Here is a 26,906-nt window from a genome sequence, read left to right as displayed (position 1 = left end):
GTCTTGCCCCAGAACGAGACGCCAACCGTCCCCGGCCGGTTCTGGGGCGAGAAGGGGTTGTCCAGTCGCCAGTTCTTGCCCTAGAAGCGATGGGCGGTGTGGGTCAGGGCGGTGGTGACGGCGGCTAGCCAGGCGGCGGGGTCCTCCAACTGGGGGTAGTGGCCGGTGTTGGGGATCCAGGTGAGAGTTGCGTCGGGGCGGGTGGAGGCCAGGCGCTCGGCCATCGCGGGCACCGCAATCGGGTCCTCGGGGCCCCAGATCACGTGCAGCGGGGACGGGTGGGTCTCGATCGCCCCGGTGTAGCGGCTCTCGTTGGCCCGTCGGTCCTCGATGTAGCGGATGGTGCGAGGGAGCAGGGCGTCACCACGGTCGTGGCACACCAGTTCGGCGTGGCCCGACATGTCGATCCCGGTGTTGGTTGGCGCGAGGGTGGCCGAGAGGCTTGCGGCCAGCAGTTCGGGCCCCGGACCCGACTCGGCGGCGGCGTCGGGCAGGTCGAGCAACATGAGCTGGCCGGTGGTGAGCTGAGCCATGTCGATGTAGATGCTGCCGTTGGTGACGATGCGGCGGGTCACCGTGACCGGCCAGGAGCCGTCGATGGTCCGGGCCAGCAGCTCTCCCCCACGGTGTCGCCCATGTCGTGGGTGAGCAGAGCGAAGCGTTCGATGCCGAGGCGGGCGAGGACCCCGGCCACCACGTCGGCCTGGAGTTCGATCGAGTACCTCTGGTCGGGCTTGGCCGACAGGCCGAAGCCGAGCAGGTCCATCACCACCACCCGTCGGTTGCGACTCAGCTCGTCGACCACGTGGGCGAAGTCGAACGAGGACGTGGGGAATCCGTGGATGACCACCAACGGCTCGGTCGTCGCCTCGTCGCCGGGAACGTCGACCACGAACACCCGATGGGTGGTCGCTCGGGCGTTCACCTCGATCATGGTGCCGCGGCTCGCCCATCGCTCCAGTTCGGGGTGGGTCCATTCGGTCATCGGTTCTTCCTCCCGGCGGCGCGGTTGGGGGCGGTGGCTTCGACGGGTGTGGGTCCGAGCAGGGCGGTGAGGGCCCCCGACCACGTCAGGTGGACACGACTTGTCGAACGCGAGAGGTCGTGACGGTGCAGATCCCACGACTCGAACCCGGTGATCGAGGCGATGACCGCGGCCCGGTCGGTTTGTTGCGTCGGCGTGAGCGCGGTCAGCTCAGGGGCGAAGTGGGTCTTGACCTGGTCGATCTGGGCGAGGCGGCTAGTTCGCAGGAGGTCGGCCAGTTCCGGGTTGTCGACGGCCCGGGACCGCCCCAGTCGGACGACGGGACCGATCACCTCCCACAGTGCGGCCCGGCCCACGACGAGACGCTCGATACGGGCGTCGAGGGGCCCCTGGCCGATCTCGGGGATCTCGAACAGGTGGGCGTGGCGAGCCAAGAACGTGGTGCTGGCCTCGAGTTGGAGGTCGTCGAGGCGCCCGAAGTTGCGGAACAGCGTGGCCTCGGAGATCCCAGCCCGGGCCACCACCTCGGCAGTGGTGGGGGGTACGTGGCCTTCGCTCAGCAGGTCTACCACCGCCTCGATCACCGCGGCCCGGCCTCGCTGTCGGCGCGCCGTGCGCCCGTCTACCGGCACCGTGTCGGCGGGTTTGGCGGCGGGTGTGGCGGCGGGTGTGGCGGACGGCACGGTCTCGACGATACCAGCCTCGTCCAGATAATGAGAGTGCTACTTGCAAATCTTGGGAGTTCGAGTACCCTGCGTCGTGAGGTCGACAGGGGGTCGGCCCGATGAGGAGTCAGAAATGGGCGACACCCACGAACCTCAGTCCGGCTTCGGTGGTCGCATCGGCCGGACCTTGGCCGACTCCCAGCCTTGGTTCGACGAACCGGCCCATCCCGGGCCCGACGCCCCCAACGTGGTCCTGGTCCTGCTCGACGACACCGGCTTCGCTCAGATGGGCTGCTACGGATCCGACATCGACACCGGCAACATCGACGCCCTGGCCGCGGCCGGCGTTCAGTTCACCAACTTCCACGTGACACCGCTGTGCTCACCCACCCGGGCCTCGCTGCTCACCGGCCGTTCCCAGCACGCGGTGGGGATGCGGACCCTGTCCAACTTCCGAACCGGGTTCCCCAACCAACTGGGTCACATCTCCAACCATGCCGCCACCGTGGCCGAAGTCCTGGGTCAGGCCGGCTACGCCACCTTCTGCGCCGGCAAGTGGCATCTGGCCCCCATGGAACAGGGATCGGCCGCCGGACCCTTCGATCAGTGGCCGCTGGCTCGGGGCTTCAACCGGTTCTACGGGTTCCTCGAGGGTGAAACCGACCAGTTCCACCCCGACCTGGTGTGCGACAACCACCACGTCGAGCCGCCGGCAGGCCCGGCTGACGGCTACCACCTGAGCCAGGACCTGGTCGACCAGCTCCTGCGGATGATCTCGGACTCGACCGCGGTCCGCCCCGACCGCCCCTTCTTCGCCTACCTGCCCTTCGGGGCCACCCACGCCCCCCACCAGGCCCCACCCGAATACCTGGCCAAGTACCGGGGACGCTTCGACGAGGGCTGGGACGTGGTGCGCCAGCGTTGGTTCCAGCGTCAGATCGACGAGGGCGTCATCCCGCCCGACACCGTCCTGTCCCCCCGCAACCCCGGCGTCGAGCCGTGGGACGATCTGACCGACAACCAGCGACGGTTCGCCGCCCGCCTCCAGGAGGCGTTTGCTGCGTTCTTGGACCACACCGACGACCAGATCGGACGCCTGGTCGAAGGGCTGAGGGAGCGTGACCTGCTCGACAACACCATCTTCATCGTGATGGCCGACAACGGCGCCTCCCAGGAGGGCGGCCCCACCGGGGTCATGCACGAGATGAAGTACTTCAACTTCATCGCCGAAGATGTGGACGCCGCGGTGGAACGCCTCGATGAGATCGGTGGACCCCACAGCCACACCAACTATCCGTGGGGTTGGGCCCAGTGCGGGAACACCCCGTTCCGGTGGTACAAGCAGAACACCCATGAGGGTGGGGTCCACGTGCCGCTGGTGGTCCACTGGCCCGCGGGCTTGGACCCGGCTGTGACCGGATCCAAGCGGCCGCAGTTCGTGAACGTGTCCGACATCGTCCCCACCATCTACGAGCTGGTCGGCGTCACCCCGCCCGACGTCTACCGCGGGCTCCAGCAGATGCCCGTGACCGGACGTTCCTTCGCCACCGTGTTGAGCGACCCCGATGCACCGGCCACCAACACCGTCCAGTACTTCGAGATGATGGGCAGCCGGGCCCTGGTGGCGGGCGAATGGAAGGCGGTGTGTCGCCACACCCAAGGGGCCGACTTCGACACCGAGCCGTGGGAGCTCTACCACCTGTCTCAGGACTGGTCGGAGACCAACGACCTGGCCACCACATACCCCGACAAACTGGCCGAGCTCCAGGACCTGTGGTGGGCCGAGGCCGAACGTCACGGGGTGCTGCCGATGGATGACCGCCTGGTCGAACTGTTCGGGGCCCGGTTCCGGGTCAACTCACCGCATCCGCCCACCATGCGCTACGTGTACCGGCCCCCCATGTCTCCGCTCCCCGGGCAGGCGGCTGCGGCCATCGGGGCCCGATCCTTCGACCTGACCGGGCGCGTCACCAGGGCCGCGGGTGACGAGGGGGTGCTGTTCGCGTTGGGCACTGAGAACTCCGGTTTCACCGTGTTCGTGCAGGGAGACCGGCTGGTGGTCGATTACAACGCCTTCGACGACCATGCGGTGGCCGAATCGACGGTCGCGATCCCTCACGGTCATGCCATCCTCACCGCCCGGGTGCGGGTGGGTCGGGGCCGGACCGGGCGCATCGACCTAGTGGTCAACGGTGCGGATGCCGGCGGTGTTGACATTCCCCAGTTGGTGTTCATGTTCTCCTCGGTCGGGGCCAGCGTGGGGTACGACCATGGTTCGCCCGTCAGCACCCGCTACGACGGACCGTTCCCATTCAGCGGCACCTTGCACGAGGTAGTCGTACAGGTGCACGACGCTCCCCCGAGCGCCGACGACGACGCCGAGGCCGCCGCCCGTGAAGCCGAAGCCCTTGCGGCCATGGCTCGCCAGTAATGACGCGGAGATGAAGGACGGTCAACGATGAGCCCCATCTCGGTCACCCTCCTGGGTACCGGAAGCCCACTGCCCGACGCCAACCGGGCCGGTCCGTCGACCTTGGTGACCGCTGGTTCCAGCCACTATCTGGTGGACGCCGGGCGGGGTGTGCTCATGCGCCTGGCCGGGGCGGGGGTGGCGGCGTCGCAACTGTCGGCGGTGTTGATCACCCACCTGCACAGCGACCACCTGACCGACCTCACCGATGTGATCACCACCAGGTGGGTCATGAGCTTCGCTCCCACCCCGCTGACCATCGTCGGACCACCCGGTACCGGTGAGGTGGTCGATCACCTCCTGGCAGCTCTCGGTCCCGACATCGGCTATCGGATGGCCCACCACGCCGACCTCGGGTACCGGCCCCCGGTCGAGGTGGTCGAGGTGGAGGACGGCCCGGTCGAGGTGGCAGGCGAGGCGACGGTGATCTGCGCGCCCACCGATCACAAGCCGGTGCATCCCAGCATCGGATTCCGCTTCGACCACGGTGGCGCTTCGGTGGTGGTGGCCGGTGACACCGTGCCCTGCATCGGTCTCGATGAGCTTTGCGCTGGTGCTGGAGCTCTGGTCCACACCGCCATTCGCAAGGACATCATCTCGGCCATCGGAATCCAACGGCTGGTGGACACCCTCGACTACCACTCTTCGGTGGAGGAAGCGGCCCAGACCGCGGCCCGCAACGGCGTGTCAACGTTGGTGCTCACCCACTACGTGCCGGCCTTCCCCTCCGGCGGGGGCGACGACTGGCGGGAGCTGGCTGCCGCCCATTTCACGGGTCGGATCGAGATGGGCGACGACCTGCTCCGCGTCGACGTAGACCCGACCTGACCGTGCCCACCCACCAGCCCGACCGCAAAGCCAGATCTTGAGGAGACCGAACCATGGACGTGATCCGCACCCCCGACGAATGCTTCGAGAACTTGCCGGACTACGACTTCTCGCCCCACTACGCCTCCATTCCCGCCGACCCCAGTGATGCTGGTGCGGATGAGGCCACCTTGCGGGTCCACTACCTCGACGAAGGTCCACGCGACGCCGCCCCGGTTTTGTTGATGCACGGTGAGCCGTCTTGGAGCTACCTGTACCGCCACATGATCCCGCCGCTGGTGGCGGCGGGCCATCGGGTGGTGGCTCCCGATCTGGTCGGGTTCGGGCGCAGCGACAAGCCGACCCGGATGGACGACTACAGCTACGCCCGCCACGTGGGGTGGATGGCGGCGCTGCTGTTCGACCAGCTCGACCTACGTGACATCACCTTCTTCGGTCAGGACTGGGGTGGCCTGGTCGGTCTCCGGCTGGTGGCGGCCCAGCCCGACCGCTTTGCCCGCCTGGTCGTGGCCAACACCGGCTTACCTACGGGCCACGGCGCCATGAGCGACGCCTTCTTGGCATGGCAGAAGTTCTCCCAGGAGGCCGAGCACTTCCCGGTCGGGGCCATCGTCAACGGCGGTTCCGCCTCGGACCTGCCGCCCGAGGTGGTCGCCGCCTACGACGCTCCGTTCCCCGACGACTCCTACAAGGCCGGGGCCCGGATCTTCCCCACCCTGGTGCCGACCTCGCTCGATGATCCGGCCAGCGCCGACAACGTGGCCGCCTGGGACGTGCTGTCGCGCTTCGACCGTCCGGTGCTGTGCGCCTTCAGTGACCAGGACCCCATCACCAAGGGAGGCGACGCCCCGTTCCTCGAGCGCATCCCCGGAGCCGCCGGTCAGCCCCACACTGTGGCCGAAGGCGGCGGGCACTTCCTCCAGGAGGACTGCGGTCCCCAACTGGCCCAGACGGTCATCGACTTCATCGACTCCACCGTTTGACGCTGACGCCGTTTGGGGCCTTGTGCTCCTGTCTCAACCGCTGGTTGGGAGCCAGTGGGCGTGCTGATAGGGGGTCGGATTGTCAGCGGCCCAGGTTTGGAGATCGTCGGCCAGGCGCGAGTGCAGGGCTCCGCCCGCACCCCGCCCCGTCTTCAGGGCGACGATCACGGTCGTCATCGGGAGCCCAGCAGCCTGGCGTTGGTCGAGGAGCGGGAGGAAGTCGACGGCGTTCTCGGTGACGAGGTTGCGGTCGTCTGCGACGGCTCGTTCCAGTACGTCAGCATCGGGTGCCCCGCCCAGGCCGATGGCCCGAACGTGCAGCGCATCGTGGCCGTGCCGGGCAAGAAGCTCGACCAGCTGCTCGCCGTACATCTCGTCGAGCAGGAACCTCACTCGGCCAGGACGGTGGCGCGTGCTGCGGTCAGGCGTCGGACCCTTTCCAGGGCCGTCTCGTTCGCCAGCAGTCGAGCCTCGATCTCGTCGATGTTCTCGGCCGCGTAGTCCACGGCAATGTGCACGAACCGGGTGTCGATTCCGAGGTCGGCCGCGGCGGCGGCCACGGCGTTCTCGCCGGTAGCCCCAGATGCCCGGAGGGCCCGGATCACCTCGTCTACGTCGGGACCGCCGGCGAGACCCGCTCGCCACCCGCTGGGGCCCGGTCGGAACACCACCCCCGGGTGTTCGATGGCCGATAGGCCCTGGGCGAGGAGCCGGGTCACGAGGGTGGTCTCAGCCACTCCCTCGGCGGTGGCCTGAGCGGCGAGACGCGCCTTGAGGTCAGGGTCCAGCCGGTAGGAGGTCGACGTCGCCATGTAGTGCACTGTATCGCTTCTGCACTACGGCGGCCCGGTTCACGCCCATTGGGGTATGCCGGTGAGGGCGGGCATGGGTAGCGGGGCCAGCAGGCCGTCCCGACGGAGTAGGGGCGTCACACCCTCGCCGAAGTGGTACGCCTCCTCGAGGTGGGGCTGACCGGAGAGGATGAAGTGCGTGAAGCCGATCGCGTGGTACTCGCGGATTCGTTCGGCGACCTCCTCGTGGCTCCCCACGAGGGCGGTGCCGGCCCCGCCCCGGACCAGGCCGAACCCGGCCCACAGGTTGGGGGCCACCACCAGGTTGTCCACCGAGCCGCCGTGCAGTGCGTTCATGCGAGCCTGGCCTACCGAGGCGCTCTGTACCGCGATCACCTTCTGGCTCTCGGCGATGGTCTCGGGGGAGAGCGAGTCGATGATGCGGTCGGTCTGGGCCCAGGCATCTTCGGCTCGGTCCCGGGCGATGGTGTGGAAGCGGATCCCGTACTCGAGGGTGCGACCTTCGGCTTGGGCCAGGGCCTTGACGCGGCCCAGTTCCTCGGCGGCCGCTTCGAGCGGTTCTCCCCACATGAGCCAAACGTCGGACTGACGGGCGGCCACCCGCAGGGCGGCGTCGGAACTTCCCCCGAAAAAGATCGGTGGCCGGGGGAGGGTGGGGTCGGCGACCATGGCGTTGTCGACGTGGAAGTGGTCACCCTCGAAATCCAAGCCGCCCTCGTTCCAGCATCCCCGCAGGACTTCGAGGAACTCGTCGCAGCGGGCGTAGCGCTCGTCCTTGTTGAGGTGGTCGCCGAAGCGGCGTTGCTCGACCTCGCTGGCTCCGGTGACCACGTTCAACAGGAGGCGACCTCCGCTCATCCGCTGGAAGGTGGCGGCCTGTTGTGCGGCCAACGTCGGTGAGATGAGGCCGGGTCGGAATGCCACCAGGAACCGCAGTCGTTCGGTGGCCGACAGGAGGGAGGCCGTGGTGATCCAGGCGTCCTCGCAGAAGGTGCCAGTCGGGGTGAGCACGGCATCGAAGCCGAGGCGGTCAGCGGCTTGGGCCACCTGGGTGAGGTAGGCGAGGTCGGCGGTCCGCTGCGCCTCGGTGGCGCCCCAGCCGGCCACGCTGCGGCTGTCGCCGGCGGTGGGCAGGAACCAGTGGAGGTGAATCGACACGGCGGGTCCAGATCAGGCGAGGGACAGGGCGGGTGCGGCGAGCATAGGACCAGCCCGTTTCCTCCTGGAATAAAGCAAGCGCGCTTGATTGATTTGTGTTGAGGTGTCAGAGTTCCGGGGATGACCACGTCAGGGGAAGCCGCCGGCCTGGTGCGGATAGGGAACGCGTCGGGGTTCTACGGAGACCGTGAGGCGGCGGTGCGCGAGATGCTCACCGGTGGGCGACTGGACTATCTCACCGGGGACTACCTGGCCGAGCTGACCATGCTGATCTTGGCCATGGACCGGCTCAAGGACCCGGGGCGGGGCTATGCCCGGTCCTTCCTGCGCCAGATGGAGGACGGTCTGGGTCTGGCTCTCGACGCCGGGGTGAAGGTGGTGGTCAACGCCGGGGGGCTCAACCCCGCCGGACTGGCCACTGCGGTCCGTGACCTGGCCGGCCGGCTGGGTCTGTCAGCGGCCGTGGCCCACGTCGAGGGCGACGACCTCTCGGGCCGAGTCGACGAGCTCGGCCTGCACGGCCCCGACGGTTCGGCACCGCTGGCGGCCAACGCCTACCTGGGGGCATGGGGGATCGTGGCCGCCCTCGACTCGGGGGCCGACGTGGTGGTCACCGGCCGGGTCACCGACGCGTCGTTGGTGGTGGGCTCGGCCGCCCACCACTTCGGCTGGTCACCCGATGACCTCGACGCGCTGGCCGGTGCAGTGGTGGCCGGTCACGTGGTCGAGTGCGGGACCCAGGCCACCGGCGGCAACTTCTCGGGGTTCACCTCGCTCCCGCCCGGTACCGACCTGTTGCGACCGGGTTTCCCAGTTGCGGAGATCCATCCCGACGGGTCCAGCGTCATCACCAAGCACCACGGAACCGGGGGGGCGGTCACGGTCGACACCGTCACCGCCCAGCTTCTCTATGAGATCGGCGGGGCCCGCTACGCCGGGCCCGATGTGACCACCCGGTTCGACACCCTGGCCCTCACCCGCGACGGAGCCGACCGGGTGAAGATCTCGGGGGCGGTGGGGGAGCCGCCGCCGCCGACGGTAAAGGTGGGCGTCAACGCGGTGGGTGGATACCGCAACGAGGTGGTGTTCGTGCTGGCCGGGCTAGACATCGAAGCCAAGGCCGACCTGGTGCAGGCCCAGATGGCGGCCGCCGGGTACGGACCGGCCTCATCGGTTGGCGGCCGCGACCCTCAGGTCCGCTGGACGTTGGCCCGGACCGACCGCCCCGATGCCGACACCGAACAGGAGGCCAGCGCCCTGCTCCACTGCGTGGTCCGCAGCGCCCGACCCGAACCGGTGGGCCGAGCGTTCTCCAACGCCGCCATCGAGCTGGCGCTGGCCAGCTACCCCGGGTTCCACGTGACCGCGCCGCCGTCGAGCGGCTCGCCCTACGGCGTGTTCATCCCCGCCTTCGTCGACGCCGCCACCGTCCCCCACGTCGCGGTGTTGGCCGACGGCGCCAGCGTCGACGTGGCCCCGCCGACCGAGACGAGGATCCTGGAGCCGGTGCCCGAGCCTGAGCTGGCACCCCTGTCGGCTGCGGTGGCGGGCTCGTCCACCACCCGCCGCCCCCTCGGGGATCTGGTGATGGCTCGCAGCGGCGACAAGGGGGGCTCGGCCAACATTGGGGTGTGGGTGGCTGACGACGTCGCCTTCGCCTGGCTGGCCCACTTCCTCACCGTCGACCGACTCGCTGAGCTACTGCCCGAGACGGCCGGTCTCGACGTCGATCGCCACGTCCTGCCCAACCTCAGGGCGCTCAACTTCGTGATAAAGGGGATCTTGGGTCAGGGAGTGTCGTCCAACGCCCGCTTCGATCCCCAGGCCAAGGCTCTGGGTGAGTGGCTGCGGTCCCGCCACGTCGACATGCCGACCGTTCTGGTCGAGGAGGCCAACCGATGACCGTCCTGCGCACGTCGGTCGACCCGACCAGCCCTGAGTACCAGGCCAACCGGGAAGCGCTGTTGGCCCAACTCGAAGCGGTGACCGACGAACAGGCCAAGGCCGTAGCCGGCGGCGGTCCCAAGTACGTCGACCGCCACCGTCAGCGGGGCAAGATGCTGATCCGCGAACGCATCGAGATGCTCATCGACGAGGACTCACCGTTCCTGGAGCTGTCGGCCCTGGCCGGGTGGGGCAGCGAGTTCGCGGTCGGAGCCAGTGCGGTGACCGGGATCGGGGTGGTCGAAGGGGTCGAATGTCTGATCGGGGGTAGCGACCCCACCATCAAGGGCGGGGCCACCAACCCGTGGTCGTTGCGCAAGGTGCTGCGGGCCAACGAGATAGCCCGCCAGAACCGGCTCCCGGTCATCAACCTCACCGAGTCGGGCGGGGCCGACCTACCCACCCAAAAGGAGATCTTCATCCCCGGCGGGGCAATGTTCCGTGACCTCACCCGGCTGTCCGCGGCGGGGATCCCGGTGATCTCGTTGGTGTTCGGCAACTCCACCGCCGGCGGGGCCTACGTGCCGGGGATGTCGGACCACGTGGTGATGATCAAGGAACGGTCCAAGGTGTTCCTGGCCGGGCCGCCCCTGGTGAAGATGGCCACCGGTGAGGAATCAGACGACGAATCCCTGGGCGGCGCCGAGATGCACTCTCGGGTGTCGGGCCTGGGTGACTACTTCGCCGTAGACGAACCCGACGCCATCCGCATCGGGCGCCGGATCGTGGCCCGGCTCAACTGGCACAAGCAGGGTCCCACCCCCGCCTCCGACGCCCCCGAACCGGTGCACGACCCCGAGGAACTGCTCGGCATCGTGCCCAGCGACCTCAAGGTGCCCTTCGACCCGCGCGAGGTGATCGCCCGGGTGGTCGACGGGTCCGACTTCGACGAGTTCAAACCGCTCTACGGCTCATCGCTGGTCACCGGGTGGGCCCGCATCCACGGTTACCCCATCGGCATCCTGGCCAATGCCCGGGGCGTGTTGTTCAGCGAGGAATCCCAAAAGGCCGCCCAGTTCATCCAGCTCGCCAACCAGGTCGATACGCCCCTGCTGTTCCTCCAGAACACCACCGGCTACATGGTGGGCGAGGAGTACGAGCGGGCCGGGATGATCAAGCACGGGGCGATGATGGTGAACGCGGTGTCCAACTCCAAGGTGCCCCACCTCACCGTGGTGATGGGTGCCTCCTACGGGGCCGGCAACTACGGCATGTGCGGTCGGGCCTATGAGCCCCGGTTCCTGTTCAGTTGGCCCAACGCCAAGTCGGCGGTGATGGGCCCGGTCCAGTTGGCCGGGGTGGTGTCGATCGTGGCCCGTCAGGCCGCCGAAGGCAGAGGACAGGTGTACGACGAGGAGGCCGACGCGGTGATGCGCCAGATGATCGAGGACCAGATCGAGGCCGAATCCCTGGCCATGTTCTTGTCGGGGCGGATGCTCGACGACGGGATCATCGACCCCCGAGACACCCGCACCGTGTTGGGGATGGCTCTGTCCGCGGTGCACAACGGCCCGGTGAAGGGCGCCGCCGGCTTCGGCGTCTTTCGGATGTAGGGAGTGGCACCGATGACCGACACCGCCAAGAACACTCCCGTCACCCCCGCTCCGATCACCTCGGTGCTGGTGGCCAACCGGGGCGAGATCGCCCGCCGCGTGTTCCGCACCTGTCGGGACCTGGGGATCGACACGGTGGCCGTCCACTCCGATGCCGACGCTGGTTCTCCCCACGTGGGCGAGGCCGAGTCCGCCGTTCGACTGGCGGGCAACGCCCCCGCCGATACCTATCTGCGGGCCGACCTGTTGATCGATGCCGCCCGTCGAGCCGGAGCCGACGCCGTGCACCCCGGCTACGGGTTCTTGTCCGAGAACGCTTCCTTCGCCGAGGCGGTGATGGCCGCTGGTCTCACCTGGATCGGCCCGCCGGTGGCCGCCATCGCCACCATGGGATCCAAGATCGAGTCCAAGCGGCTCATGGCCGAGGCCGGGGTCCCGGTACTGGCCGAGCTCGACCCCGACGAGGTGACCGAAGCCGACCTACCGGTCCTGGTGAAGGCATCGGCGGGCGGCGGTGGTCGTGGGATGCGGGTGGTGAGGGCCCTGGCCGACCTGCCCGACGAGTTGGAGGCGGCGCGCTCGGAGGCGGCGTCGGCCTTCGGCGACCCCACCGTCTTCTGCGAGACCTACCTGGCCACCGGGCGCCACATCGAGGTCCAGGTGATGGCCGACCGCCACGGCACGGTGTGGGCCGTAGGCGAGCGGGAGTGCTCGATCCAGCGCCGGCATCAGAAGATCGTCGAGGAGGCACCGTCGCCGCTGGTGGAACGAATCCCGGGCATGCGCGAGCGCCTGTTCGAGGCTTCGGTGACCGCGGCACGCGCCATCGGTTACGAGGGCGCGGGCACCGTCGAGTTCCTGGCCGACGACGACGGACGCTTCTTCTTCTTGGAGATGAACACCCGACTCCAGGTCGAACACCCCGTCACCGAATGCACCACCGGACTCGACCTCGTCGCCCTCCAGATCTCGGTGGCCGCCGGGGAACCCCTGCCCGGGGCCGATCCTCCGCCGACGAGCGGCCACGCCATCGAGGTCCGGATCTATGCCGAGGACCCCGCCAACAACTACCAACCCCAGAGCGGGCGGATGTACCGCTTCGAGGTGCCGGGCTCCGACGTCGAGTTCTCGGTCGGCTCACGGCCGGGGGGAGTGCGGGTCGATTCGGGGGTGGTGAGCGGGCTGGACGTCAGCGTCCACTACGACCCGATGCTGGCCAAGGTCATCGCCTGGGCCCCCACCCGTGCCGACGCGACCCGTCGTCTCGGTGCGGCGCTGCGTCGCAGCCGTATCCACGGCGTCCACACCAACCGGGACCTGCTGGTGCGGATCCTGGATCACCCAGGGTTCGCGGCTGGCGACACCGACACAGCCTTCTTGGACCGCCACGGACTGACCGGTACCGACGGCTTGGCCCGGCCGCTGGTGGCCGCCGAAGACCGGTGGCTGTGGGCCCTGGCCGGGGCTCTGAGCCAAGCCGCTCTGAACCGGCGCCTTGCACCGGTGCTGGCCGGAGTGCCCAGCGGGTGGCGCAACGTGTGGTCCCAACCCCAAGAGAAGCGGTACCTCGTCGGTGACACCGAGATGGTGGTGCGGTATTGGCTTGATCGTCATGGCCTGCACACCCCCGACGAACAGCGACCGACACCGGACCTGATCAGTGCCGAGGTGGGTCGGGTGGTGCTGGGCGTCGACGGTGTGACAACCACCTTCGAGGTGACCCATCACGACGGGCTGACCGTGGTCGACTCGCCCCGGGGTTCGGTGGCTCTGGAGCCGGTCGGTCGGTTCCCCGATCCGTCACTTCAGACCGCACCGGGGTCGCTGTTGGCCCCCATGCCGGGGTCGGTGATCCGGGTGGCGGTGGCGGCGGGAGACGAGGTGGCCGAAGGTCAGGTGTTGTTGTGGCTGGAGGCCATGAAGATGCAACACGAGGTGCGGGCTCCAGCGGCGGGTGTCGTCACCGAGTTGGCGGTCACCGAAGGCCAACAGGTCGATGTCGGTCAGGTGCTGGCCGTCGTTCAGGCAACGGATTGAAAGAGACAGGAACCATGAGCTTCACCGAGACCGAAGAACAACAAGCCCTGCGCGCCGCGGTGGCCCAGTTGGGCGCCAAGTACGGCTACGCCTACTCCTCGGCCAAGGCCCGGGCCGACCAGTCACTCGACGAACTGTGGGCCGAGGCCGGCCAGCTCGGCTACCTCGGGGTGAACCTGCCCGAGGAGTACGGCGGGGGCGGCCAGGGCATGTACGAGCTGGCCATCGTGGAAGAGGAGCTGAGCGCGGCGGGCTGTGGCCTGTTGATGATGGTGGTGTCGCCCGCCATCTGCGGCACGGTCATCACCCGCTTCGGTACCGACGAGCAGAAGGGCCGGTGGCTGCCGGGCCTGGCCGACGGCTCGTCGATCATGGCCTTCGGCATCACCGAACCCGACGCCGGGTCCAACTCCCATCGCATCACCACCACCGCCCGTCGCGACGGCAGCGACTGGTTGTTGAGCGGCCAGAAGGTGTTCATCTCCGGGGTGGACGTGGCCGACAACGTGTTGATCGTGTGCCGCACCGAGGACGCCCGCACCGGCACCCTCAAGCCGGTGCTGCTGGTGGTACCCACCGATAGCCCCGGGTTCGACAAGACCAAAGTCGACATGGACCTGGTGGCTCCCGACAACCAGTACCAGCTCTTCATGGAAGACGTCCGCCTGCCCGCCGAAGCGCTGGTCGGCGAGGAGGACGCCGCCATCGCCCAGCTCTTCGCTGGCCTGAACCCGGAGCGCATCATGGCCTCGGCCTATGCCGTGGGCATGGGGCGCTACGCCCTGGACAAGGGTGCCGGCTACGCCAAGGAGCGCACGGTGTGGGGAGGCAAGCCAATCGGCACCCACCAGGGCATCGCCCACCCGCTGGCCGTGGCCCACATCGAGTTGGAGCTGGCCAAGCTGATGATGCAGAAGGCCGCCACCCTCTATGACGCCGGCCTCGACATCGAGGCGGGCGAGGCCGCCAACATGGCCAAGTACGCGGCGGGTGAGGCGGGGGTGAAGGCGGTGGACACCGCGGTGCACACCCACGGCGGCAACGGCCTGGCCAGCGAGTACGGCCTGGGAACGCTGATCGCCGCGTCGCGGCTCATGCGCATCGCTCCGGTGAGCCGGGAGATGATCTTGAACTTCGTGGCCCAGCACAGCCTGGGCCTTCCCAAGTCCTACTGAGAGGGGCGAGATGGCCATGTCCGAGACGAACCAAGAGCCCGAGCCGAACCAGGAACCTGAACTGGTTCACGGCGAGATCGCCGACGGGATCGCCACCCTCACGTTGGATTCGCCCGCCAACCGCAACGCGCTGTCGGCCCGACTGGTGGGGGAGCTGACCGCCCACCTGTCGGTGGCGGGGATAGAACCATCGGTCAGGGCTGTGGTCCTCACCCACACCGGTAACACCTTCTGTGCCGGTGCCGACCTGGCCGAGAGCGCCCGAGAAGGTGGACCCATGGCCGGCACCGAACGGCTGGTGGGCTTGTTGCGCCAGATCGTGGAGCTGCCCAAACCGGTGGTGGCGGTGGTCGACGGCAACGTCCGGGCCGGTGGCCTGGGTCTGCTGGGGGCCTGCGACCTGGTGATGGCCAGCCGGGCTTCGAGCTTCGCCTTCACCGAGGTCCGCTTGGGGGTGGCCCCCGCCATCATCTCCTTGACCGTGCTGCCTCGCCTCACCGACCGAGCTGCGTCGCGCTACCTGCTCACCGGCGAGCGCTTCGACGCCGACGAGGCGGCCCGCATCGGCTTGGTGACCGAGGCCGGTGACGACGTTGGTGCCATCACCGCCCCGGTGCTCGACGCCTTCCGGGCCTGTTCGCCCCAGGGCCTGGCCGAGACCAAGCCGTTGATGACCGGAGACCTGTTGGAGGCGTTCGAGGAGCGGGCCGAGGACTTGGCCTTCATGTCGGCCCGGCTGTTCGCCTCCGAGGAGGCGCGGGAAGGGATCACCGCCTTCTTGGAGAAGCGCCCACCATCGTGGGCGACCTGACCAGCCGACAACCTCAGCAGGACCGAAGCCGAGCCACCCGGGCCAAGCTCTTGGAGGCGGCAGTGGCCAGCTTGGCCGAGATCGGCTGGTCCCGCAGCACGGTGGCGGTGGTGGCCGAACGGGCCGGGGTGTCGCGGGGTGCGGCCCAACACCACTTCCCGACCCGTGAGGTGTTGTTCGTGGCCGCCGTCGAACACGTGGCCGAACAGCGCTCCGCTGAGATCCGCGCCCAGATGCAAGAGGCCGCCGCCCAAGGTCGGGGGCTCACTACCCACCGGGTGGTGGAACTGGTGGTCGACCTCTACACCGGGCCGATGTTCCGGGCTGCGCTGGCCCTGTGGGTGGCCTCCGCGGCCGAACCGGAGTTGGCCGAACAGGTGGTGCCGTTGGAGGTGCGGATCGGCCGTCAGGTCCACCGGCTGGTGGTGGAACTGCTCGGCGCCGACGAGTCGGTTCCCGGCGTGAGGGAATCGATCCAGGCCACCCTGGACCTGGCCCGAGGCCTGGGCCTGGCCAACCTGCTCACCGACGACTCGGCTCGCCGTCGCCACATCGTCGACCAGTGGGCCCGGATGCTCGACGGTGCCATCGGCCACCGGTGAGTGGCGACTGATTTCCGTCCGCTTTAGGTGGTTCGCTGGCATCATGCCGTGATGAACGCATCTTCGGACGAAACCGGCGCAACTCCCGACTCCGACGGGTCCCAGTCCAAGGGGTCCAGATCCAAAGCTCCGCTGATCGTGGGCGCAGCGTTGATCGTGGTGCTGGTGGGCGGGTTCTTGTTCTGGTTCCTTCGAGATGACGCCCCCGACGAGGTGAACCTCGAGGACGCTGCCGCGCAGGTCACCACCACCACGGCTGGTGACAGCGGGGCAACCGACCCATCGGACCCCTCGGATACCACGGCCGGGGCCTCGACGGCGGACGGAATAGAGGGTGATTGGACGGTGGACAACGAGACCGGTGAGTTCGACTACGAGAGCGCCACCGGATCCTTCGTGGGCTTTCGAATCGACGAGGAACTGGCCGGTGTCGGCGCCACCGAAGCGGTGGGACGCACCGGCGACGTGACCGGCGGGATCGCCATCGAGGGAACCACGGTCACGTCGGGCAGCTTCGAGGTCGACATGACCACGATCACCACCAACGAGAGCCGACGCGACGATCGGGTTCAGTCGGCGCTGTCCACCGATCAGTTCCCGACTGCAACCTTCGAACTGACCGAGCCGATCGAGTTGGGTGCAGGAGCCGCCGATGGGGAGACGGTCACCGCCACCGCCGTAGGCGACCTGACCGTGAAGGGCACCACCAAGTCGATCGAGATGGCCATCGAGGCCAAGTTGGTGGACGGGACGGTGGTGATCGTCGGATCCACCGAGATCACCTTCGCCGACTTCAATGTCGAGGTGCCCTCGGCCCCCGTGGTCCTGTCGGTGTCCGACACAGGCACCCTCGAGCTCCAGCTCCTGCTGACCCGCTAGCAGTCACTCGGTTCTTGCATGTGGTGCGTTACCGGTGGCCGCGGACCGTGATGCCCGGCAGCTCGCGGAAGGCGCCGTCGTCGGCGCTGACGATTGTGCGGTCGAAGGCCTTGGCGGTCGCAGCGATGATCAAGTCGTGGGCGCCACGGGGCTTGCCCTGCGCGCGGACCTGGACCAAGAGCTCGGCGTGGGCCTCAGCAACGTCGAGGTCGTAGCCGAGGGCGGGGATCGTGTCGATGACCTCGTCAACAAACGCGGCTCGGGTCGTCCTACGCCTTCCATCGGCGAGCAGAGCACCGACGCGCAGCTCGGCGATCGTCACTGCGGCGACGGCCACGTCGTCGTCGTCCTCGATGAACTCATCGAGAATGTCTCCCGAGCGTTCAGCGTCGATGAGGAACGTTGTGTCGAGCAGCAGTCGGGTCACGCTCGGTCTTCGACCTCGAGTAGGGAGCGGACCTCGTCGATGTCGCTCGACCAATCCGGGTCCGGCCGGTGCCGGCGAATGAGTGCCTTCACGTCTGCCCCTCCTCCACGGGCCGTCGGTTCGAGATGAGCGATGGCCTTGCCTCTACGGACAATGGTGAAGTGCTCTCCTCGGTGCTCGATGGCATCGAGGAGAGCAGCGAAGTTGCGGGCGGCATCAGTGGCGGTCACATCAGGCACGAAATCAGATTATCAGATCTGAGCAGGGCTCAATCGGTAGGTTGTTGCCGCAAACCCAACCGGTAGATCAGCGACGGGGTTCGAGCAACACCACCGGGATCACACGGTCGGTCTTGGTTTGGTACTCCTCGTAGGGAGGCCAAGCCTCGACTGCCCGGGTCCACCACTCGGCCCGCTCTTCACCGTCGAGGAAGCGGGCGGTGTAGTCGCCGATGACCGGGCCGTCTTGCAGGCTGACCAGGTTGTCGGCGCGGATGTTGCCGACCCAACTCGGGTCCTTGGGGGCGCCACCCATCGACCCGAGCACCGCGTAGCGCTCCCCGTCGGTCACCCGGATCACCGGTGACTTGCGGACGTGTCCGCTGGTGCGGCCCCGGGTCCACAGCACCACGCACACCGCGCCGTTGAGCACGGTGCCCTCGGTACCTCCCGAAGACTCATAGAGCTCTACCTGTTCGGCGGCCACCGACCAGGTGGCGGGTTCGTAATGTCCTTCAAGCGGCATGGGCGCAGTCTGGCGCACGGTGACCTTGTCGTGCCCGTCCGTGGCACCATTGCGCCATGACCGTGGTGGTACCCGAGGCGCAGCACCAACTCGATGGGGCCATCGGCCTGGCCGGGGCTCTGGTCCGGGCGGTGTCGACTGCGGTGCGGGGCAAGGACGCCGAGGTCCGGCTGGCCGTGACGGCGCTGCTGGCCGGCGGGCACCTGTTGGTGGAGGACCTGCCCGGTACCGGCAAGACGCTGTTGGCCAAGAGCCTGGCCGCCGCGGTGGGCGGACGGTTCGGGCGGGTGCAGTGCACTCCCGACCTGTTGCCCACCGACATCACCGGCACCTCGGTCTATTCGCCGGTGGACGGGAGTTGGACGTTCCGGCCCGGCCCGTTGTTCGCCAACGTGGTGCTGATCGACGAGGTGAACCGGGCCTCGCCGCGGACCCAGGCCGCCCTGCTGGAGCCGATGGAGGAGCACCAGGTCACCGTGGACGGGACGACTCACCGGCTTCCGGCCCCGTTCTTTTGCATCGCCACCCAGAACCCCTACGGCCAGATCGGTACGTTTCCGCTGCCCGAGAGCCAACTGGATCGGTTCGCCATGGTGGTGTCGATGGGTCTTCCCAGCCGTGATGCCGAGCGGGAGATCCTGACCGGGCGAGGTGGCACCGACGTGTTTGCCTCGTTGGCTCCGGTGACGGACCCGTCGGCGACGGCCGGCGCCATAGAGGCAGTCCGCCACGTCCATGGGGCCCCAGCAGTGGTCGAGTACGTCCTCGACCTGGCTACCGCCACCCGAACTCACCCCGAGATCACGGTGGGGGCGTCGCCCCGGGCCACGGTTGGGGTGTTGCATGCGGCCCGGGCCCATGCCGTGGTCAGCGGCCGAACCCACCTGACCCCCGACGATGTGCAGGCCGTGGCGGCGCCGTCCTTCGCTCATAGGGTGGCGGTGGGTGGCGTGGTCGACACCGGCGCCGCCCGCCGGGTCATCGCCGACATCGTGGCCCGGACCCCGGTCCCTCGGGGATAGACCTTGGCACCGTGGTGGTCTCGCCGCCCGGCCGGTGGTCGAGGTCGCCCTGGCGGCCGCAGTGGCCGCGGTCGCCGCCGAGGCGTTCGCTTCGACCGGGTCGGTGGGACCCGTCTCACCGGGCTGGGATGGGGGCTGGTGGTGGGGACCGCGTTCATCTTGGTGTCGCCGTCTCCGTCGACCGACGCCGAGTCGGCGTCGGTGCTGGTGGCTGCTGCCATGGCCATGGTGGTCGTTGGGTCGGTGGTGCCGGTGGTGATGGTGCGCCGGGTCACAGTCGAGGCTCGCTCACCGCGAGATGTCACGGTGGGCGACACCGTGCTGATCGATGTCGACCTCCACGGCGGTGTCGGGCGGCTGAGCATCCGGGCCCTGGACCCCACCGGACCGTGGGCCCACTGCGCTTCGCCCGGAATCGGCCAGGTCGAGCACCTGGCCGACCAGCGGGGGCTCTTCCAACGGGTACGTCTGGAGGTGCGCGTCACTGCCCCGCTGGGGGTGCTGTCTGCCCGCCGCGTGCACGAGATCGAGCTTCCCTACGCCGTCGAGGTGGCCCCCAAGCCGCTGGCGGTTACATGGCATCCGGCGCCCGCCCCCGTCGACGCCGGACCCCACCCGGTGGCCCGCCCAGCGTTGGCCGGGGATCTGGTGCGCTCGGTCCGGCCCTATGTGACTGGTGACCCGCCGCACCTGGTGCACTGGCCCACATCGGCCCGTACCGGATCCTTGGTGGTGAAGGAACTGGAGCCGCCCACCCCGGTGGGCCAGGCCGTGGTGGTGGACCTGACCGGCCTCGGAGTCGAGGCCGAGCGGGCCGCCTCCTACGGGCTGGGCGCGGCCCGGGCGGTGTTGGCCAGCGGCGGTGAACTGGTGTTGGCCACCTGTGAGGTGGGCGGCCCGGTTGTGGCCCGGGTCTCCAACCCGGTCGACGCCGGCCGGCGCCTGGCCCGGGCCGTGCCCGGCACCCCGGGTTCGGCCCCGCCAGGTTGGCCGGTGGTGGAGATCGGGGCATGAGCCCCGCCACCGGCCACCGCACCGTTCGGCGACGCCCGGGAGACTGGGACGACGTCGACACCGTGCTCCGTGTCGGCCTCGGCGCGGCCCTGGTGTTGATGATGGGCTCGGTCGGGCAGATCATCGTCGGGTTGACCGGTGGTCCACCGATGGTCGGCTTCGCCGGTGGAGCGTTGATCGGGGTGCTGACCGCGCTGATCCGCACCGGCACCCCGCTGTCGGCCACCGCAGTGGGCATGGCCATGGTCACCGCCTTCTTGCACATCCGGGCTGGCGCGGTGGCGACTTCGATGTTCACCGGCAGCCAGGGGGTGCTGGCTCTGGCGGTGCTGGTGGTGGTGGTCCTGGTGGTGGCCGATCGAGTCGGCACCGACATGGCCCCGCCGATCAGGGGGACCGAACCGGTCCCACCTCGGAGGGGCCTGACCGTGTCGAGCGTGGCCGCCGCCCTGGCGGTGCTGGCCATCATCTTCGTGGCGGCACCGTTCGTGGTGCCGGTGATCAGTCGGCCGGTGTCGTTGGGTGAAGGCCCCCGCCTCGAGGTCGACGGCGACGGGGCCGGGCCGGTGCTGGCCTCGGATCGGCTGGACATGACCGACCGCCCCGATCTGACCGACAAGGTGGTGTTCACCGTCGATGCCGACCGGGCCACGTTCTGGAGGGGACAGATCTTCGACCAGTGGGACGGCCGGACCTGGACGCAGAGCCAACCTCGTCGGTTCGCGGCGACGCCTGAGGGCGAGTTGGCCCATGATCGATTCGATCTGGGAGCCACCGGTGACGACGTGCTGGTCCAGCGGTTCCGGCTAGAGGCTGGTTACAGCGACGTGGTCTTCGCCGCGGCGTCGGCGGTCTCGGTCGATGCCGCGTCCCAGGTGGTGCAGACCGCCGATGGTTCGGTGTTCACCGGGGCCGAGGCGTTCGGGCGAGGAGCCACCTACACCGCGGTCAGCCGCCGTCGTCCGCTCACCGAAGAGGTGTTGCGCGCCGCCGATGGACCGATCCCCGAGGAGGTGACCCTGCGCTACGCGGCGGACCCCGAGACCACACCGAGGGTTCGCGACGCGGCGTTGGCCGCTACCGAAGGCTTCACGTCCAACTACGACAAGGTCCGGGCGTTGGAGCGGTGGATGGGCCGGACCACCCGCTACTCCCTCGACGCCGCCCTGTCCCCGAAGGGTGTCGACGTGGTCGACCACTTCTTGTTCACCGCCCGAGAGGGATGGTGTGAACAGGTGGCGTCGAGCCTGGTGGTGATGGCTCGGGTCAACGGAATCCCGGCTCGCCTTGTCACCGGGTACGTCCCCGGCGAAGCCAAGCCACTGACCGGCACCTATGTGGTCCGGGAGCGTGATGCCCACGCCTGGGCCGAGGTCTGGTTCCCCGACCTGGGCTGGGTTCCGTTCGATCCCACCGCGTCGGTTCCCCTGGCCGGCGCCGACCGGGCCGAGCCCGCCGCGGGCCAGTGGCTGGTGGAGCACGGGGTGCAGGTGCTGGTGGGGCTGGCCGCCGTCGGTCTGGCAGGTTGGGCGGTGTTCCACCTGGTACGGCGAACGGTGGCCGCCCGCCGGTCTCGTCCCCAGGGCTGGGCCGCGGTGACCGAGTCACGGTTGGAAGAATGGGGCCGAAGCACGGGCCAGCCTCGGGCTGACGCCCAGACCGCCACCGCGTACGCCGCGCTCCTGGCGGCCAGGGTCGGTGACCCCCGCGTAGCCGATGTCGGCCGAGCCGTGGACGACGCCCTCTACGCGCCGGTAGGGCCCGACGCGTCAACCCGTCAGCGGGTGGATGCGCTGCTCGAAGAGGTCAGCATCGATCGATGAGCGGATCGAGGTCGGCTCAGGACAACATGACCAGTACGGCATCACCTCGGGCCGCGGCGTGGCGGAACGTGGCGGCCAGCAGGTCGAACGCGTCGCCGAGCCAGGCCCGCAGTTCGTCCTCGTCCTCGTCCCACACTCCGGGGTAGGCGCCCAGGCGGGTGAGCTCGGTCAGGTCGAGGTGTTCGGCGAAGCCGCCAGGGCCGAGCTCGTCTAGGGCGGTGCTGGCGGCCCGCACCTGTTCGGCCGAGACCAGCCGGGGCGGGCCGTAGCCGCCGTCTTCGCCGAACTCGGTCCCGCCCATGACGACCTGGCCCAGCGCGGTGTCCACTTCGTCGACGCCGCCGGTCAGCGCGGCGTGAATGCCGTGCCAGGCCTTGTCCACGTCTACACATCGCTCGTCTTCGAGCAGATCCCACGGATCGAGCCGACCCTCCGCCAGTGCTTCTGCTTCGGCGGCCGACACCGGAACCCAGAACGAGACCATCCCCATTTGGCGAACCCTAGGGCGCTTCGAGCTCGGGCGGTAGGGTCCAGCGCCGTTGGCCTCAGACCGTCGGGAGACGCAGTGACCGTGCACATCGAAACTCGTGGGGCGCCCGGCGTGGCCGGTGACGACGCCATCACCGTCATCACCTTGGACCGCCAGGAGCGTCGCAACGCGCTCGACCACCAGACATTGGCGGAGTTGACCTCGGCATTGGAGGGTGCGGCCGGTCGCCCCACCCGAGTCCTGATCCTCACCGGTGCCGGCGGCCACTTCTGTTCGGGAGCGGACCTGACCGGGGTCGAGGATTCGTCGTTTGCCGCCTTGCTTCAGGGTGTGCTCGACCGTCTCCGAGACGTGAGCTTTCCCACCATCGCCGCCATCGAAGGATCAGCCTTGGGGGCTGGCTCCCAGCTGGCGGTGGCCTGTGACCTGAGGGTGGCCACCGCCGATGCCAGCTTCGGGGTACCGGCCGCCAAGCTCGGGCTGATGGTCAACCATTGGACCGTACAGCGGGTGGCCACCATGGCCGGCCCCAGCGTGGCCCGTGCCATCTTGTTGGCGGCCGAGGTGGTTAAGGGCGACCAGGCCCTACTCCTGGGTTTGGTCAACCGCGAGGGTGCGTTGCCCGAGGCTTTGGCCTGGGCCGAACAGATCGCAACCCTGGCACCGCTCACCATCGCCGGCCACAAGCTGATGCTCAACCGCCTGGAGGCAACACCGCCAGAAGATGTCGACGTGGCCGCCGCCTTCGACCGGGCCTGGACCAGCGCCGACTTCGCCGAAGGCATCGACGCCTTCCGCAACCGCCGATCCCCCCAGTTCCGAGGCCGGTAGCCAGCGGTCGAGAACGGACCCGAAGGTTTCAGAAGCTGGCCGGAAGCAGGTTGGCGAGGTGTTCGAAGAAGGCGTAGAGGCACACCAAGAAGATCGGTAGGCCGACCACGTAAGGACTCCAGGTCAGCAGCCAGCGGTTCTTGCGACGCCGACCCACCTTGGCGTCGAGCTTCTTGGATGCCGCCCACGCCGCCAGCCACACCCCAGCGCACACCAGAGCCCACACGATGGCGGGACCCCGTGATCCCGAGTCGGCGGTGAACTCGCCGTCGATCTCAGATCTTCCGGCCGGCGCGGCCTCGGCGTTCTCGCTGGCCAGCTCGGCGGCCTCTTGGCGGGCCTGCTCCTGGCCTTCGATCGGTGGCGCCGGCTGGCCGACCAGTACCCCGGTCACGATGATCCGCTCCTTCAGCGAATACTTGGGGTGACAGGCGGTGAGGGTGATGCGGTTGTCGCCCTTGTCGTCGAGGACCTCGACCTGTTCGGGCTTGACGATGAACGGCGGAACGTCCACTTCATAGACGAACTTGCCCTGCATGGTTTCCACGATGATCTGGTCGCCGGGGGCCAGCTTGTCCAGGTTGTGGAACGGTGCCCCGTAGGTGGTGCGGTGACCGGCGATGGCCGAGTTGCCCCGCTGACCGGGAAGGGGAGTGCCCTGGTAGTGGGCGGGTCCCCGCTTGAGCTGTTCGAGGCTCTCGCCTTCTACCACCACCGAATCCACCCCTATTCGGGGGATCTTGAGCTGGGCGATCGGGTCTCCGTAGGCAGGCAACGGCAGGTTCGCTGGGGCCAATACCGGCGCCACCAGGTCCTGCACCTCTCCGGGGATGGTGGGGCCGGGTGCGGTGGTCGAGGTGGTCGTGGTCGGCACCGTGGTGGTGGAGGCGGTGGCCAGGACCTGTTCGAACTCCTTCTCGAGGGAGTCCTGCGCCCGGGCGGTGTGGATGTTGGTGCCCCACAGTTGGTAGGCCACGAACAACAAGGTCAGCACCCCCGCCGTGACCAGCACGCGCCCCACCGCGCCAAGTACCCGAGACATCACCATCGGCCCGGCAGGCTACCGGCCCAACCCCGCCGAACCCCATCGCCCCGCCAAGCCTACGGGGTTAGATCGTTCCCGGTCGACAGTGTCCCGGTCGGCAGTGGAATGACCAGCATGGCCGGTGAACGCGCCGCACTGCTCGATGGAGGCGACATGAAGATGGTCCTCAACTTCCGAAGGGCGGTGCCGATAACTAGCGTTATGACGGGTTCCAGGATTGGTCGGGTTCGCGCGGTTTCTGTGTGTGTGTGTGTGTGTGTTGGGGGCGGCGGTTGGGGTGATGTTTGGGGCGGGGCCGGTGGCGGCTCGGCCGCCTTGGGATCATCCTGGGTCTCCGTTTCTGCCGGTTGAGGTTGCGCCTGGCAGTGATGTCGGGTCGGCTCCGAGGGTGTGGTGTTCGTCGGCGCAGACGGTGACGTTCCGGCATGCGGGGAATCCGACGGTGGCCTATGTGAGGTTGTGGGTACCTGGTGGGGGTTCGTGGTTGAGGGCGGACGAGGCGGGGCGGGTTGGTTTGGAGCCTTATCGCTGGTATTTCAGCGCGACCTATGACGCGGTTTATACGGTGCTGGAGACGTCTGGGGAGCAGCTTGCTGAGACCAATTTCCGGTTCCAGGCACGGCGTGAGTCTGGGACGCCGGGGATGCCGGGGTGGGGTGAGTACCCGGCTCCTGATGAGTCTGATCGTGTGATTTCGATTTGGCGTAATGACGGGGCGAGTCGTGAGGTGATCTTGAAGGTGACGACGACTCGGACCTTTGAGGGTGGGAGCGGGTTGGAGTACCGGTCGAGGTTCTTCACTGATCTTGGCCCGAATGCGGTTGGGGTCAAGCCACCGGGGTGTCCGACGAGCACCCGGCCCGACACCGAGTCGAATCGTCCTGGCGGGTCGTTGAAGGATCCGTGCGCGTGCCGGACGGATGAGGGTGATCCGGTGGATACGAGGACGGGGAATTTCTGGTTTGGGTTGCCGGGTTTGTCGGTGTCGGGGCGGGGGGCTGGTTTGGGGTTTGGGTTGATGTTTTCGTCGTCGGATGCGGCGGTGGATGGGCCGACGGGGTTTGGGTGGTCGTCTTTGTTGTCGATGCGGGTGCGGGTGGATGGGTCTGATGCGGTGACGGTGGTGGAGGAGACGGGGGCGACGGTCCCGTTCTCGAGGTCGGGCGGTGTGTGGGGGGCGCCGGGGCGGTTCAGCGCCGGGTTGGTGGAGACTGCGGGTGGGGGTTGGGTGTTTACCCGGAACCATTTCGAGGTGTTCCGGTTTGATGCGTCGGGGCGTCTGGTGGGGTTGGGTGACCAGTTCGGCAACGAGACCAGTTTGTTTTATGGGTCGGGCGGGCAGGTTGAGTTCATGGAGGACGAGGCGGGGCGGCGTCTTGTTTTCGAGTGGGACGGTGCCCGGTTGGATTCGGTGGCCGATGATCCGTTGGTTGGAGATCGGTCGATCCAGTTCGGGTATGACCCGGCTGGCAATTTGACGTCTTTCACCGATGTTGGTGACGGGGTGGTCGTTTGGTTATGACGGTGAGCATCGGGTGATCCGGGTGCTCAAGCCCCGTCATCAGCCGGTGGGCCCGGAGGTGGTGAACTCCTATGACCATCAGGGTCGTCTGCACACCCAGACCGATGAGGCCGGTCAGGTGACGAGGTTTGATTTCTTTACGCCGGGTCCGGGGTCGACGGTGGTGACGTTTCCGTCGGGCCGTCAACGCATCGACCACTACGACACCGCTGGTGTCATCGAGGGCCGGACGATGGCACCAGGCACCGCGTTGGAGGAAGAGGTCACCTATGAGCGGGATCCGGTGACGTTGGCGTTGGAACAAGTCACCTCTCCGGCTGGGGTGGTGGTGTTCGACAACGATGCTCGTGGGAACCGGGGAGATGGCTAGGGATGCGTCGGGGCGGGTGACGCGTTGGACCTACAACAGTTTTGATCAGGTGACGTCGGTGTCGGTGGGTGAGACCGCGGCCCCGTTGCCAGCGTCGACTGTGAATGTGGTGACCTCCACGGTTGCCTATAACGCTGATGGGATGCCCGAGACGGTGGTCGACGCGGTGGGCACGCCTGTGGAGGCGTCGACGTCGTTGGTGTATGACCCGGTGCGTCGGGATGATCTGGTGGAGGTGATCGACGGTCGTAGCCAGCACTGGGCGTATTCCTATGATCCCGGTACTGGGGATTTGAAGTCGGTGACGGACCCGTTGGGGAACAAGACGTCGATGGGCTATGACCCGATCGGGCGTTTGGAGTGGGTGGTGGCCCCGAAAGGCAATCTGGTGGGCGCTGACCAGCAGTTGTGGAAGACGGTGTTGGTGTCTGATGAGTTTGGTCGGGTGATCGAGGAGACCGATCCGTTGGGGAACCGGGTGAAGACCGGTTACGACCTGAACGGGAACATGAACCGGGTGGAGACCGGGTTGTCAGCGACGGTCACCACAGGCGATGTCACGACCTATGGGTATGACGTGGTGGATCGTCTCGAGGTGGTGGATCCACCCGGTCCGGGGGCACGTACCTACGAGTATGACCCTGACGGACGCCGAACCAGGTTCGTGAACGAACTGAACGGCCAATGGGTCCTATGGCTATGACGGGCTAGGTCGT

Annotated in this window: 28 protein-coding genes; 17 read left to right on the top strand and 11 right to left on the bottom strand. The window is 68.2% G+C overall.

Annotated elements, in window-relative coordinates; translation table 11 throughout:
- Positions 1 to 80: 80 nt before the first annotated feature.
- The 3 genes from IPG97_07785 to IPG97_07775 are packed head-to-tail and all read right to left on the bottom strand — an operon-like array spanning position 81 to position 1,668.
- A complete protein-coding gene (locus tag IPG97_07785; protein ID MBK6856433.1) occupies positions 81 to 575 on the bottom strand; it encodes an alpha/beta hydrolase in 495 nt (164 codons plus the stop codon).
- Positions 572 to 985 (bottom strand): alpha/beta fold hydrolase, encoded by a 414-nt coding sequence (locus IPG97_07780; protein ID MBK6856432.1) that lies wholly within the window; start codon positions 983 to 985, stop codon positions 572 to 574. Before IPG97_07780 ends, IPG97_07785 begins: the two co-directional genes overlap by 4 nt.
- Positions 982 to 1,668, bottom strand: coding sequence for a TetR/AcrR family transcriptional regulator (locus tag IPG97_07775; GenBank protein ID MBK6856431.1), 687 nt, complete (start codon positions 1,666 to 1,668; stop codon positions 982 to 984). Before IPG97_07775 ends, IPG97_07780 begins: the two co-directional genes overlap by 4 nt.
- Positions 1,669 to 1,783: 115 nt before the next feature.
- On the opposite strand from IPG97_07775, the gene IPG97_07770 reads away from it, so the two are divergent.
- From IPG97_07770 to IPG97_07760, 3 genes are read left to right on the top strand one after another with little or no spacing between them, the layout of a single operon-like run.
- A complete protein-coding gene (locus tag IPG97_07770) occupies positions 1,784 to 4,081 on the top strand; it encodes an arylsulfatase (protein MBK6856430.1) in 2,298 nt (765 codons plus the stop codon).
- A 27-nt stretch (positions 4,082 to 4,108) separates the two neighbouring features.
- On the top strand, positions 4,109 to 4,948 hold the full coding sequence (locus tag IPG97_07765; GenBank protein MBK6856429.1) for a ribonuclease Z: 840 nt from the start codon (positions 4,109 to 4,111) through the stop codon (positions 4,946 to 4,948).
- 53 nt (positions 4,949 to 5,001) lie between these two features.
- Positions 5,002 to 5,931, top strand: coding sequence for a haloalkane dehalogenase (locus IPG97_07760; protein MBK6856428.1), 930 nt, complete (start codon positions 5,002 to 5,004; stop codon positions 5,929 to 5,931).
- A 33-nt stretch (positions 5,932 to 5,964) separates the two neighbouring features.
- On the opposite strand, the gene IPG97_07755 is transcribed toward IPG97_07760, so the two are convergent.
- Genes IPG97_07755 through IPG97_07745 form a run of 3 tightly spaced genes read right to left on the bottom strand, consistent with a single transcriptional unit; the run spans position 5,965 to position 7,901 of the window.
- The gene (locus tag IPG97_07755; protein MBK6856427.1) at positions 5,965 to 6,324 is read right to left on the bottom strand and encodes a DUF5615 family PIN-like protein; all 360 of its coding nucleotides are present in this window, start codon (positions 6,322 to 6,324) and stop codon (positions 5,965 to 5,967) included.
- On the bottom strand, positions 6,321 to 6,743 hold the full coding sequence (locus IPG97_07750) for a hypothetical protein (GenBank protein ID MBK6856426.1): 423 nt from the start codon (positions 6,741 to 6,743) through the stop codon (positions 6,321 to 6,323). The genes IPG97_07755 and IPG97_07750 overlap by 4 nt, the downstream gene beginning before the upstream one ends.
- 39 nt (positions 6,744 to 6,782) lie before the next feature.
- Positions 6,783 to 7,901, bottom strand: coding sequence for an LLM class flavin-dependent oxidoreductase (locus IPG97_07745; protein ID MBK6856425.1), 1,119 nt, complete (start codon positions 7,899 to 7,901; stop codon positions 6,783 to 6,785).
- A 120-nt stretch (positions 7,902 to 8,021) separates the two neighbouring features.
- Here IPG97_07745 and IPG97_07740 point away from each other — a divergent pair, with 120 nt between their 5' ends.
- The 7 genes from IPG97_07740 to IPG97_07710 are packed head-to-tail and all read left to right on the top strand — an operon-like array spanning position 8,022 to position 16,902.
- On the top strand, positions 8,022 to 9,803 hold the full coding sequence (locus tag IPG97_07740; GenBank protein ID MBK6856424.1) for a DUF1446 domain-containing protein: 1,782 nt from the start codon (positions 8,022 to 8,024) through the stop codon (positions 9,801 to 9,803).
- Positions 9,800 to 11,398: an acyl-CoA carboxylase subunit beta gene (locus IPG97_07735; GenBank protein ID MBK6856423.1), complete on the top strand. Its 1,599-nt coding sequence runs from the start codon at positions 9,800 to 9,802 to the stop codon at positions 11,396 to 11,398. The genes IPG97_07740 and IPG97_07735 overlap by 4 nt, the downstream gene beginning before the upstream one ends.
- A gap of 12 nt (positions 11,399 to 11,410) precedes the next feature.
- Positions 11,411 to 13,435, top strand: coding sequence for a biotin/lipoyl-binding protein (locus tag IPG97_07730; GenBank protein MBK6856422.1), 2,025 nt, complete (start codon positions 11,411 to 11,413; stop codon positions 13,433 to 13,435).
- A gap of 14 nt (positions 13,436 to 13,449) precedes the next feature.
- Positions 13,450 to 14,610: an acyl-CoA/acyl-ACP dehydrogenase gene (locus IPG97_07725; protein MBK6856421.1), complete on the top strand. Its 1,161-nt coding sequence runs from the start codon at positions 13,450 to 13,452 to the stop codon at positions 14,608 to 14,610.
- Positions 14,611 to 14,626: 16 nt separating this feature from the next.
- On the top strand, positions 14,627 to 15,421 hold the full coding sequence (locus tag IPG97_07720; protein ID MBK6856420.1) for an enoyl-CoA hydratase family protein: 795 nt from the start codon (positions 14,627 to 14,629) through the stop codon (positions 15,419 to 15,421).
- Positions 15,406 to 16,023 (top strand): TetR/AcrR family transcriptional regulator, encoded by a 618-nt coding sequence (locus tag IPG97_07715; GenBank protein MBK6856419.1) that lies wholly within the window; start codon positions 15,406 to 15,408, stop codon positions 16,021 to 16,023. Before IPG97_07720 ends, IPG97_07715 begins: the two co-directional genes overlap by 16 nt.
- Positions 16,024 to 16,074: 51 nt before the next feature.
- Positions 16,075 to 16,902 (top strand): YceI family protein, encoded by an 828-nt coding sequence (locus IPG97_07710; GenBank protein ID MBK6856418.1) that lies wholly within the window; start codon positions 16,075 to 16,077, stop codon positions 16,900 to 16,902.
- 28 nt (positions 16,903 to 16,930) lie between these two features.
- On the opposite strand, the gene IPG97_07705 is transcribed toward IPG97_07710, so the two are convergent.
- The 3 genes from IPG97_07705 to IPG97_07695 all read right to left on the bottom strand — a co-directional run bounded on the left by IPG97_07705 (position 16,931) and on the right by IPG97_07695 (position 18,073).
- Positions 16,931 to 17,329 (bottom strand): PIN domain-containing protein, encoded by a 399-nt coding sequence (locus IPG97_07705; GenBank protein MBK6856417.1) that lies wholly within the window; start codon positions 17,327 to 17,329, stop codon positions 16,931 to 16,933.
- Positions 17,326 to 17,568, bottom strand: coding sequence for a prevent-host-death protein (locus IPG97_07700; protein ID MBK6856416.1), 243 nt, complete (start codon positions 17,566 to 17,568; stop codon positions 17,326 to 17,328). The genes IPG97_07705 and IPG97_07700 overlap by 4 nt, the downstream gene beginning before the upstream one ends.
- 67 nt (positions 17,569 to 17,635) lie before the next feature.
- On the bottom strand, positions 17,636 to 18,073 hold the full coding sequence (locus tag IPG97_07695) for a nitroreductase family deazaflavin-dependent oxidoreductase (protein ID MBK6856415.1): 438 nt from the start codon (positions 18,071 to 18,073) through the stop codon (positions 17,636 to 17,638).
- 56 nt (positions 18,074 to 18,129) lie between these two features.
- Here IPG97_07695 and IPG97_07690 point away from each other — a divergent pair, with 56 nt between their 5' ends.
- From IPG97_07690 to IPG97_07680, 3 genes are all read left to right on the top strand, one after another.
- The gene (locus IPG97_07690) at positions 18,130 to 19,095 is read left to right on the top strand and encodes a MoxR family ATPase (GenBank protein ID MBK6856414.1); all 966 of its coding nucleotides are present in this window, start codon (positions 18,130 to 18,132) and stop codon (positions 19,093 to 19,095) included.
- Between the two features lie 138 nt (positions 19,096 to 19,233).
- On the top strand, positions 19,234 to 20,109 hold the full coding sequence (locus tag IPG97_07685) for a DUF58 domain-containing protein (protein ID MBK6856413.1): 876 nt from the start codon (positions 19,234 to 19,236) through the stop codon (positions 20,107 to 20,109).
- Complete coding sequence (locus IPG97_07680; GenBank protein ID MBK6856412.1) at positions 20,106 to 21,932, top strand: transglutaminase domain-containing protein; 1,827 nt, start codon at positions 20,106 to 20,108, stop codon at positions 21,930 to 21,932. The genes IPG97_07685 and IPG97_07680 overlap by 4 nt, the downstream gene beginning before the upstream one ends.
- Before the next feature lie 16 nt (positions 21,933 to 21,948).
- Here the strand turns inward: IPG97_07680 and IPG97_07675 are convergent, their stop codons facing one another.
- Entirely contained in the window at positions 21,949 to 22,422 is a 474-nt protein-coding gene (locus IPG97_07675) for a YfbM family protein (GenBank protein MBK6856411.1), read from the bottom strand.
- A gap of 111 nt (positions 22,423 to 22,533) precedes the next feature.
- Between IPG97_07675 and IPG97_07670 the strand changes: the two genes are divergently transcribed.
- The gene (locus IPG97_07670) at positions 22,534 to 23,253 is read left to right on the top strand and encodes an enoyl-CoA hydratase/isomerase family protein (protein MBK6856410.1); all 720 of its coding nucleotides are present in this window, start codon (positions 22,534 to 22,536) and stop codon (positions 23,251 to 23,253) included.
- A 28-nt stretch (positions 23,254 to 23,281) separates the two neighbouring features.
- Here the strand turns inward: IPG97_07670 and IPG97_07665 are convergent, their stop codons facing one another.
- Complete coding sequence (locus IPG97_07665; protein MBK6856409.1) at positions 23,282 to 24,295, bottom strand: class E sortase; 1,014 nt, start codon at positions 24,293 to 24,295, stop codon at positions 23,282 to 23,284.
- 1,021 nt (positions 24,296 to 25,316) lie between these two features.
- Here IPG97_07665 and IPG97_07660 point away from each other — a divergent pair.
- Genes IPG97_07660 through IPG97_07650 form a run of 3 tightly spaced genes read left to right on the top strand, consistent with a single transcriptional unit; the run spans position 25,317 to position 26,893 of the window.
- A complete protein-coding gene (locus tag IPG97_07660) occupies positions 25,317 to 25,820 on the top strand; it encodes a hypothetical protein (GenBank protein ID MBK6856408.1) in 504 nt (167 codons plus the stop codon).
- Entirely contained in the window at positions 25,789 to 26,190 is a 402-nt protein-coding gene (locus IPG97_07655) for a hypothetical protein (protein ID MBK6856407.1), read from the top strand. The genes IPG97_07660 and IPG97_07655 overlap by 32 nt, the downstream gene beginning before the upstream one ends.
- A complete protein-coding gene (locus IPG97_07650) occupies positions 26,183 to 26,893 on the top strand; it encodes an RHS repeat protein (protein MBK6856406.1) in 711 nt (236 codons plus the stop codon). Before IPG97_07655 ends, IPG97_07650 begins: the two co-directional genes overlap by 8 nt.
- Positions 26,894 to 26,906: the final 13 nt, after the last annotated feature.

This window comes from Microthrixaceae bacterium (assembly GCA_016702505.1).
GTDB lineage: Bacteria > Actinomycetota > Acidimicrobiia > Acidimicrobiales > Iamiaceae > Aquihabitans.
The sequence above is the reverse complement of the archived record's forward strand: the minus strand, read 5'-3'. Positions and strand labels throughout refer to the sequence as shown.

What these genes read in the sequence shown, in the direction of transcription:
- IPG97_07780 (MBK6856432.1), bottom strand. Translation starts at nt 985, where the DNA reads ATGACCGAATGGACCCACCCCGAACTGGAGCGATGGGCGAGCCGCGGC.
- IPG97_07770 (MBK6856430.1), top strand. Translation starts at nt 1,784, where the DNA reads ATGGGCGACACCCACGAACCTCAGTCCGGCTTCGGTGGTCGCATCGGC.
- IPG97_07765 (MBK6856429.1), top strand. Translation starts at nt 4,109, where the DNA reads ATGAGCCCCATCTCGGTCACCCTCCTGGGTACCGGAAGCCCACTGCCC.
- IPG97_07760 (MBK6856428.1), top strand. Translation starts at nt 5,002, where the DNA reads ATGGACGTGATCCGCACCCCCGACGAATGCTTCGAGAACTTGCCGGAC.
- IPG97_07750 (MBK6856426.1), bottom strand. Translation starts at nt 6,743, where the DNA reads ATGGCGACGTCGACCTCCTACCGGCTGGACCCTGACCTCAAGGCGCGT.
- IPG97_07740 (MBK6856424.1), top strand. Translation starts at nt 8,022, where the DNA reads ATGACCACGTCAGGGGAAGCCGCCGGCCTGGTGCGGATAGGGAACGCG.
- IPG97_07735 (MBK6856423.1), top strand. Translation starts at nt 9,800, where the DNA reads ATGACCGTCCTGCGCACGTCGGTCGACCCGACCAGCCCTGAGTACCAG.
- IPG97_07730 (MBK6856422.1), top strand. Translation starts at nt 11,411, where the DNA reads ATGACCGACACCGCCAAGAACACTCCCGTCACCCCCGCTCCGATCACC.
- IPG97_07725 (MBK6856421.1), top strand. Translation starts at nt 13,450, where the DNA reads ATGAGCTTCACCGAGACCGAAGAACAACAAGCCCTGCGCGCCGCGGTG.
- IPG97_07720 (MBK6856420.1), top strand. Translation starts at nt 14,627, where the DNA reads ATGTCCGAGACGAACCAAGAGCCCGAGCCGAACCAGGAACCTGAACTG.
- IPG97_07710 (MBK6856418.1), top strand. Translation starts at nt 16,075, where the DNA reads ATGAACGCATCTTCGGACGAAACCGGCGCAACTCCCGACTCCGACGGG.
- IPG97_07695 (MBK6856415.1), bottom strand. Translation starts at nt 18,073, where the DNA reads ATGCCGCTTGAAGGACATTACGAACCCGCCACCTGGTCGGTGGCCGCC.
- IPG97_07690 (MBK6856414.1), top strand. Translation starts at nt 18,130, where the DNA reads ATGACCGTGGTGGTACCCGAGGCGCAGCACCAACTCGATGGGGCCATC.
- IPG97_07680 (MBK6856412.1), top strand. Translation starts at nt 20,106, where the DNA reads ATGAGCCCCGCCACCGGCCACCGCACCGTTCGGCGACGCCCGGGAGAC.
- IPG97_07675 (MBK6856411.1), bottom strand. Translation starts at nt 22,422, where the DNA reads ATGGGGATGGTCTCGTTCTGGGTTCCGGTGTCGGCCGCCGAAGCAGAA.
- IPG97_07665 (MBK6856409.1), bottom strand. Translation starts at nt 24,295, where the DNA reads ATGTCTCGGGTACTTGGCGCGGTGGGGCGCGTGCTGGTCACGGCGGGG.
- IPG97_07660 (MBK6856408.1), top strand. Translation starts at nt 25,317, where the DNA reads ATGTTTTCGTCGTCGGATGCGGCGGTGGATGGGCCGACGGGGTTTGGG.
- IPG97_07655 (MBK6856407.1), top strand. Translation starts at nt 25,789, where the DNA reads ATGTTGGTGACGGGGTGGTCGTTTGGTTATGACGGTGAGCATCGGGTG.
- IPG97_07650 (MBK6856406.1), top strand. Translation starts at nt 26,183, where the DNA reads ATGGCTAGGGATGCGTCGGGGCGGGTGACGCGTTGGACCTACAACAGT.